This window comes from Ferroglobus sp. (assembly GCF_015521575.1).
Classification (GTDB): Archaea; Halobacteriota; Archaeoglobi; order Archaeoglobales; family Archaeoglobaceae; genus Ferroglobus.
Genome location: NZ_WANY01000117.1, coordinates 1 through 2,926, shown reverse-complemented (window position 1 = coordinate 2,926; position 2,926 = coordinate 1). Strand labels below are relative to the sequence as shown.

Below are 2,926 nucleotides of genomic sequence, written 5' to 3'. Positions count from 1 at the left end.
GTAGAGATAAGCTCCCTCCCCGTATTCCACCTCGTAAAAAATTCTGCTTACCCCTTCTTTAACAAGCTCGTAGGAGATTATCGTTATGAAAGCTACTCCGGCAATTAGCGAACCGATGTTAACAGCCAAGCCGTGACCAAGGGGATGAGAGTAGTCTGCTGGCTTCGATGCAACTCTCAAAGCGTAGAGGAGATTTAAGATAATCATAACATCAGTTAAGTTGTGGAAAGATTCGGCAAGAAGAATTAGGTAGTTCGTTTTTAAATAGCCGATAAGCTTTAGAGAGATCGAAACCGCATACAAGATTAAGAGAAGCTTTAACTTCATTTTCTCTTCTTCTTTTTGATGAGGGAAGGAAGATGTATCGCGTATCTCCCATTCTCTTGCAAAGCTATTATGATTTCGTCCCTCTCAAGGAGCTTCTCGATGTTTATCTCGTAAGTTCCCGGAGCTACTATTCTGACGCTCTCAATTTTCTCGAACTGTTCCTCAAGCTCCTCCTTTTCTCTCCCCTTAACCTTTGGAATGTAAAGAAATTTGTTGTTTCCGCACTCACAGCCTTTTAAAATATTCACATCCCCATCAGCGAAGATTTTTCCGCATTTGGTGCACTGATGTGGCATTTCAATCCCCTATTTTGACGAGAGCCGTAATTAGGTCTTCTTTCTTTTCCAAAGTTTTTAATCTGTTCGCAGGGCCAATTACCGTCAATCTGCCTTTCTTCTTTCCGAACAGCTTTGAGAAAAAGCCCTCCTTGTAGGGGTAGCTTTCCACTTCAATTCCCACGAAGTTCTCGTGATCTATTTCGAGCATCGTCATTTCTATCAGCTTGGCTTCCTCCTCTGGAGTTAGTCCGGATTCAAGGACGACTATCTTTCCCTCCTTCACGCTGTCGAGAATCATCCTCAGCTTCTCCATTGAAGCCATTTTTTCAAGCCTCTCTTTAGAGATCAGACTAAGTTGAACACCCTCCATAACCATCACCCGAATTTCTCAGCCATAGCCCTATAGAGGTTCTCGATGTTTATTCCCTTAAGAGCGGAGATCGGCACTACCGTGTGCTGGGGAAAAGCTGACTTTATTCTTGCCGGAGAGGCGTTGGGCAGATCTATTTTATTCGCCACTATCAGCAAAGGCAATCCCCTCGCCTCTATGTTACCGACTATCGTAACGTTCACCTGCGTATATGGATCTTCGGTGGAATCCATAACGAGAAGTATTCCGTCCAAGTCGTCGAGCCACTTTATCGCCTCTATAACTCCCTCAGTAGCCTCCTTAGCCCTTCTCTTCGCCTCTTCCTCGCTCATCCCGTACTTTAAAAAGTCGTGGAAGTCTATTTTCGTAGCAATTCCGGGAGTGTCAACGATGTCTATCGTAAGTGTTTTTCCGTCCACTTCTATTTTCACACCTTCTCTAAGCTTAGCCCTCCTCGTTTCATGAGGAATTTCGCTTTCAACCCCCATTACATCTCCGGTCCAGTCCCTCAAAATTCTGTTTGCAAGTGTTGTTTTGCCGGCATTCGGCGGACCGTAAATTCCTATCCGCATCTTGTCTTTTTTAAAGAATAGCCTAAGGATAAAGCCGAACTTCTTTTTTATCGATAGCAGCAAGCCCATAAAAAAAGAAAGTTTGAGTTAGTTAAAAACTTACCGCTCACTCAATCGTTATAGCATCGTTCGGGCAGACATCCACGCAAGTTCCACATTCGGTGCAGATGTCTGGATTTACCACAGCCACATCGTTCAACTCTATAGCCCCGACTGGGCACTCATCCACGCAAGTTCCGCAGGCCGTGCACAGATCCGGGTTAACCTTAGCCGGCATACGAAGCACCTCCAAACCTTGGTGAGGATTTCATAATTTAATCTTTTCGGAAATTTACGAGAGATGATCGAAATTGTCATAATTAAGAGATGTTTTCGAACTAATTTTAAAGAACTCTCTTAAATTTCGTTTTATCTCCCTTCATCGTCGCATCGATACCCATCTTGGCTGTTACGTTGTCCTTAGCCGAAGGATCCAAGCTGCTCCCTCTCGCTCCGCTAATTACAACCAAATCCTTATCAGCTTGAAACCTTGTGGCTATCGCGTACTCTATATCTTCAAGGCTGTAGATATCGATGTCTTCATCAACAACAACTGCGTGCTTCAAACTCGGATGGGCTGCGAAAGCAGCGAGTATAGCGTTCTTCCCATCTCCTTCAGTTCTCTTCTCTATTTGAATTACCGCATGAAGCCAGTGTCTTCCACCGGGAGTCAAAGCAACGTTTTTCACTCTGCAGACCTTGGAAACTGCTTTGTAGATCTCCGGCTCTGCCGGCAATCCCATTAAAATCTGGTGTTCCTTTGAAGCGGGAGTTATCGAATAGTAGATGAAATCCTCCTTTGCATAGATTTTGTCAACTTCCACAACCGGCTCCTTCCTCACGAGATCGTAAGTCCCGGTTATATCGACAAAAGGTCCCTCATCTACCGTCTCGGAAGTAATCCTTCCCCTGATAATTATTTCCGATTCCGGACAGTAAATTCCATCAACATCGGAAACCTCAAGCTTGCCCATCAGTCCAGCAGCATAGTAAAACTCCTTTCCTTCTGGTACTCTTGTCGATGCCGCAAGCATGAAAAGGGGATGAGTCCCGATGCATATGGCAACTTCAAGCTCTTCTCTCCTCTCCACAGCATCCCTCCAAAGGAGGTAGGTGTGTCTCGGAGGGACCAATCTCGCAGCAAGTCTACTTTCATCAACAACCATAAGCCTGTGGATGCTTGCGTTGTAAGTGTTGAAGTCCTCGTGATCTTTGCAAGCAATAACAACTCCGGCTGTTATGTATCTTCCTCCATCACCCTCAAAATATTTTATGATCGGTAAATCGTTCAAATCTCTCAACTCGGAGTACTCCGCTTCGCAAACAGAGATTTCTCCGTC

At 44.8% G+C, this 2,926-nt stretch carries 6 protein-coding genes; all 6 read right to left on the bottom strand.

What is annotated here, in order from left to right:
• The coding region (locus tag F7C14_RS04870; protein WP_290900410.1) for a cation transporter at positions 1–327 on the bottom strand (327 nt) is incomplete at its 3' end.
• Positions 324–623, bottom strand: a complete 300-nt coding sequence (locus F7C14_RS04865; RefSeq protein ID WP_290900407.1) for a Zn-ribbon domain-containing protein — start codon at positions 621–623, stop codon at positions 324–326. The genes F7C14_RS04865 and F7C14_RS04870, both read right to left, overlap by 4 nt.
• A 1-nt stretch (position 624) precedes the next feature.
• Positions 625–975 (bottom strand): DUF2073 domain-containing protein, encoded by a 351-nt coding sequence (locus tag F7C14_RS04860; RefSeq protein ID WP_290900405.1) that lies wholly within the window; start codon positions 973–975, stop codon positions 625–627.
• A gap of 5 nt (positions 976–980) precedes the next feature.
• Positions 981–1,616, bottom strand: a complete 636-nt coding sequence (locus tag F7C14_RS04855; RefSeq protein WP_290900403.1) for an Era-like GTP-binding protein — start codon at positions 1,614–1,616, stop codon at positions 981–983.
• 37 nt (positions 1,617–1,653) lie between these two features.
• Positions 1,654–1,824, bottom strand: coding sequence for a 4Fe-4S binding protein (locus F7C14_RS04850; RefSeq protein WP_290900401.1), 171 nt, complete (start codon positions 1,822–1,824; stop codon positions 1,654–1,656).
• A 106-nt stretch (positions 1,825–1,930) separates the two neighbouring features.
• The coding region (locus tag F7C14_RS04845) for a UbiD family decarboxylase (protein ID WP_290900399.1) at positions 1,931–2,926 on the bottom strand (996 nt) is incomplete at its 5' end.